Annotated in this window: 3 rRNA genes; all 3 read left to right on the top strand. The window is 56.0% G+C overall.

Annotated elements, in window-relative coordinates:
• Positions 1-236 precede the first annotated feature (236 nt).
• Positions 237-1,758 (top strand): 16S ribosomal RNA (locus QWJ41_RS20575).
• 419 nt (positions 1,759-2,177) lie between these two features.
• A 23S ribosomal RNA gene (locus tag QWJ41_RS20570) occupies positions 2,178-5,311 on the top strand.
• Positions 5,312-5,450: 139 nt separating this feature from the next.
• Positions 5,451-5,567, top strand: a 5S ribosomal RNA gene (rrf, locus tag QWJ41_RS20565).
• Together the 16S, 23S and 5S rRNA genes form the textbook arrangement of a ribosomal RNA operon.
• Position 5,568: the final 1 nt, after the last annotated feature.

Raw genomic sequence — 5,568 nt, 5'->3', positions numbered from 1 at the left:
GCCCCGCCGCTGGTGCCGAGAGGTGCTGGGACGGTGTGCGTCTGATTCTTGAGAACTCAACAGTGTGTCATAGTCGACGAATTAGTTTGTTATGCCCCGTCGATCATGGATGTCTTTGGACTGATGTGGTTGATGGTTTCTTTGGTAAGACGATGATTCTGGCAATTGTCAGTTTTGTTCTCTTGTCAGGCATCTCTTTTTCCATGCCGGCCTGTGGGTTGGTGTGGTGTTGTTTTTCAACGGAGAGTTTGATCCTGGCTCAGGACGAACGCTGGCGGCGTGCTTAACACATGCAAGTCGAGCGGTAAGGCCCTTCGGGGTACACGAGCGGCGAACGGGTGAGTAACACGTGAGTAATCTGCCCTCCACTTCGGGATAAGCCTCGGAAACGGGGTCTAATACCGGATATGACCACTTCATGCATGTGATGGTGGTGGAAAGTTTTTCGGTGGGGGATGTGCTCGCGGCCTATCAGCTTGTTGGTGGGGTAATGGCCTACCAAGGCTTCGACGGGTAGCCGGCCTGAGAGGGTGACCGGCCACACTGGGACTGAGACACGGCCCAGACTCCTACGGGAGGCAGCAGTGGGGAATATTGGACAATGGGCGGAAGCCTGATCCAGCAACGCCGCGTGAGGGATGACGGCCTTCGGGTTGTAAACCTCTTTCAGTGGGGACGAAGCGCAAGTGACGGTACCCACAGAAGAAGCACCGGCCAACTACGTGCCAGCAGCCGCGGTAATACGTAGGGTGCGAGCGTTGTCCGGAATTATTGGGCGTAAAGGGCTCGTAGGCGGTTTGTCGCGTCGGGAGTGAAAACACTGGGCTTAACTCAGTGCTTGCTTCCGATACGGGCAGACTAGAGGTATTCAGGGGAGAACGGAATTCCTGGTGTAGCGGTGAAATGCGCAGATATCAGGAGGAACACCGGTGGCGAAGGCGGTTCTCTGGGAATTACCTGACGCTGAGGAGCGAAAGTGTGGGGAGCGAACAGGATTAGATACCCTGGTAGTCCACACCGTAAACGTTGGGCGCTAGGTGTGGGGTCCATTCCACGGATTCCGTGCCGCAGCTAACGCATTAAGCGCCCCGCCTGGGGAGTACGGCCGCAAGGCTAAAACTCAAAGGAATTGACGGGGGCCCGCACAAGCGGCGGAGCATGCGGATTAATTCGATGCAACGCGAAGAACCTTACCTGGGTTTGACATACGCCGGAAAGCCGTAGAGATACGGCCCCTTTTAGTCGGTGTACAGGTGGTGCATGGCTGTCGTCAGCTCGTGTCGTGAGATGTTGGGTTAAGTCCCGCAACGAGCGCAACCCTCGTCCTATGTTGCCAGCAAGCCTTCGGGTGTTGGGGACTCATAGGAGACTGCCGGGGTCAACTCGGAGGAAGGTGGGGATGACGTCAAGTCATCATGCCCCTTATGTCCAGGGCTTCACGCATGCTACAATGGCCGGTACAAAGGGCTGCGATCCCGTGAGGGGGAGCGAATCCCAAAAAGCCGGTCTCAGTTCGGATTGGGGTCTGCAACTCGACCCCATGAAGTCGGAGTCGCTAGTAATCGCAGATCAGCAACGCTGCGGTGAATACGTTCCCGGGCCTTGTACACACCGCCCGTCACGTCACGAAAGTCGGCAACACCCGAAGCCGGTGGCCTAACCCCTTGTGGGAGGGAGCCGTCGAAGGTGGGGCTGGCGATTGGGACGAAGTCGTAACAAGGTAGCCGTACCGGAAGGTGCGGCTGGATCACCTCCTTTCTAAGGAGCACACGCCCCGATACCAGACGACTGTTCTGGTACGCATGGTGGTGTTCACTAGTGGAATCGTCGATGATGCTTCGCTCTGGTGGGCGGGGTCTTCTCAGTACTGTCCGCACGTGTCCTTTCGGGGGTGGGTGTGGGCGTGGAACCTGGAGATCTCTGCTTGTTGGGGTGGGGTTGGCACACTGTTGAGCTTTGAGGGATCAGGTGACTGGTTGCTCGTTGCCTCCTGGTATCCCAGGGCTGCCGGATGGTGGTGTTGGGGGCTGGGTGGGCTGGTTGTTTGTGAATTGGATAGTGGACGCGAGCATCTGACGCGACAGACGTATCTGCCTCTTGTGTGGGGTGGGTGTGGGTGTCGTGTCTTTCTAGATGTAATTAATTCTAGTCTTTGTAGTTTTTGTTGAGTGTTTGTGAGACAAGCTATGAAGGGCACATGGTGGATGCCTTGGCATCAAGAGCCGATGAAGGACGTAGGAGCCTGCGATAAGCCCTGGGGAGTTGGCAACCAAGCTGTGATCCGGGGGTGTCCGAATGGGGAAACCCAGCTGGAGTCATGTCCAGTTACCCGCGCCTGAATATATAGGGTGTGTGGAGGGAACGTGGGGAAGTGAAACATCTCAGTACCCACAGGAAGAGAAAACAATAGTGATTCCGAGAGTAGTGGCGAGCGAAATCGGATGAGGCCAAACCACGTACATGTGATACCCGGCAGGGGTTGTGTATGTGGGGTTGTGGGATCGCATGGGTGGGTCTGCCGGCCTACCGCACAGTAAGAAACTCGTGATGAAGTTGAAGTCCGCTGGAAAGTGGCGCCGTAGAGGGTGATAGCCCCGTAAGTGTAAGTCGCGAGCTGTGATGCGTCATCCCAAGTAACACGGAACCCCTGAAATTCCGTGTGAATCTGGCGGGACCACCCGTTAAGCCTAAATACTCCTTGATGACCGATAGCGGACAAGTACCGTGAGGGAAAGGTGAAAAGTACCCCTGGCGGGGAGTGAAATAGTACCTGAAACCGTGTGCCTACAATCCGTCGGAGCCTTGCTCACACTTGTGTGACGGGGTGACGGCGTGCCTTTTGAAGAATGAGCCTGCGAGTTTGCGTTGTGTTGCGAGGTTAACCCGTGTGGGGAAGCCGTAGCGAAAGCGAGTCCGAATAGGGCGCTTGAGTAGCACGATCAAGACCCGAAGCGAAGTGATCTATCCATGGGCAGGTTGAAGCGCGGGTAAGACCGCGTGGAGGACCGAACCCACTTAGGTTGAAAACTGAGGGGATGACCTGTGGATAGGGGTGAAAGGCCAATCAAACTTCGTGATAGCTGGTTCTCCCCGAAATGCATTTAGGTGCAGCGTTGCGTGTTTCTTGCCGGAGGTAGAGCACTGGATAGCCGATGGGCCCGACCAGGTTACTGACGTTAACCAAACTCCGAATGCCGGTAAGTGAGAGCGCAGCAGTGAGACTGCGGGGGATAAGCTCCGTAGTCGAGAGGGAAACAGCCCAGACCATCAGCTAAGGCCCCTAAGCGGTGACTAAGTGGAAAAGGATGTGGAGTCGCACTGACAACCAGGAGGTTGGCTTGGAAGCAGCCACCCTTGAAAGAGTGCGTAATAGCTCACTGGTCAAGTGATTCCGCGCCGACAATGTAGCGGGGCTCAAGTCATCCGCCGAAGCTATGGCATTCATGCAAGCCCAGCACCCACTCGATGGGTGTTCAGGTGTGTGGATGGGTAGGGGAGCGTCGTGTCGCGAGTGAAGCGCCGGAGTGATCCAGGTGTGGATGCGACACGAGTGAGAATGCAGGCATGAGTAGCGAATCACGTGTGAGAAACACGTGCGCCGAATGATCAAGGGTTCCAGGGTCAAGCTAATCTGCCCTGGGTAAGTCGGGACCTAAGGCGAGGCCGACAGGCGTAGTCGATGGACAACGGGTTGATATTCCCGTACCGGCAAAGTAGCGCCCATGACGAACCTGGTGATGCTAACCATCTGAAACTCAAGTGACCGGACCCTTCGGGGCGAGGCGCTTGAGCGTAGCGTGGGACCCGAACTGGTAGTAGTCAAGCGATGGGGTGACGCAGGAAGGTAGTCCAACCGTACCGATGGTTGTGTACGGCTAAGCATGTAGGGCGAGATCTAGGCAAATCCGGATCTCTGACTTTGATGTCGGGCTTGAGATGTGATGGGGACCCCGTTGGGGGGAAGTGGATGATCCTATGCTGTCGAGAAAAACCTCTAGCGAGCTATGCGCCGCCCGTACCCCAAACCGACTCAGGTGATCAGGTAGAGAATACTAAGGCGATCGAGCGAACCACGGTTAAGGAACTCGGCAAAATGCCCCCGTAACTTCGGGAGAAGGGGGGCCCGGAACGTGAACACCCTTGCGGTGGGAGCGGGAAGGGCCGCAGAGACCAGGCCCAAGCGACTGTTTACTAAAAACACAGGTCCGTGCGAAGTTGTAAGACGATGTATACGGACTGACTCCTGCCCGGTGCTGGAAGGTTAAGAGGACCTGTTAGGTAGCAATACCGAAGCGGAGAATTTAAGCCCCAGTAAACGGCGGTGGTAACTATAACCATCCTAAGGTAGCGAAATTCCTTGTCGGGTAAGTTCCGACCTGCACGAATGGAGTAACGACTTGGGCGCTGTCTCAACCGTGGACTCGGCGAAATTGCACTACGAGTAAAGATGCTCGTTACGCGCGGCAGGACGGAAAGACCCCGGGACCTTTACTATAGTTTGGTATTGGTGTTTGGTTCGGCTTGTGTAGGATAGGTGGGAGACTGTGAAGCATTCACGCCAGTGAGTGTGGAGTCATCGTTGAAATACCACTCTGGTCGTACTAGATGTCTAACCTAGGTCCGTTATCCGGATCAGGGACAGTGCCTGATGGGTAGTTTAACTGGGGCGGTTGCCTCCTAAAGAGTAACGGAGGCGCTCAAAGGTTCCCTCAGCCTGGTTGGCAATCAGGTGGCGAGTGTAAGTGCACAAGGGAGCTTGACTGTGAGACAGACATGTCGAGCAGGGACGAAAGTCGGAACTAGTGATCCGGCGTCGGCATGTGGAAGCGACGTCGCTCAACGGATAAAAGGTACCCCGGGGATAACAGGCTGATCTTCCCCAAGAGTCCATATCGACGGGATGGTTTGGCACCTCGATGTCGGCTCGTCGCATCCTGGGGCTGGAGTAGGTCCCAAGGGTTGGGCTGTTCGCCCATTAAAGCGGCACGCGAGCTGGGTTTAGAACGTCGTGAGACAGTTCGGTCCCTATCCGCCGCGCGCGCAGGAAACTTGAGAAAGGCTGTCCCTAGTACGAGAGGACCGGGATGGACGAACCTCTGGTGTGCCAGTTGTCCCGCCAGGGGCACGGCTGGTTAGCTACGTTCGGAAGTGATAACCGCTGAATGCATCTAAGCGGGAAGCACGTTTCAAGATGAGGTTTCCCACCGGGTCAACCGGGTAAGGCCCCCAGCAGAACACTGGGTTGATAGGCCGGAGGTGTACAGCAGCAATGCCTAGCCGACCGGTACTAATAGGCCGAGGGCTTGTCCCACAACCACTCAGCTGAACCTACAAATGAGTGCTCGCGTCCACGAATCCACACACACAAACCACTACACATCACATGTGAATAATGGCTTGGCACACACCACCGCCAGTGAACATTCCTGAGGAATGTGTGCCGCAAGAGTTACGGCGGCCATAGCGAAAGGGAAACACCCGGTCCCATCCCGAACCCGGAAGTTAAGCCTTTCAGCGCCGATGGTACTGCAACCGAGAGGTTGTGGGAGAGTAGGACGCCGCCGGACA

Source organism: Nocardioides cremeus (genome assembly GCF_030518195.1).
Classification (GTDB): domain Bacteria; phylum Actinomycetota; class Actinomycetes; order Propionibacteriales; family Nocardioidaceae; genus Nocardioides; species Nocardioides cremeus.
Note: the sequence above shows the minus strand (reverse complement) of the source record. Positions and strands in the feature narration are given on the sequence as shown.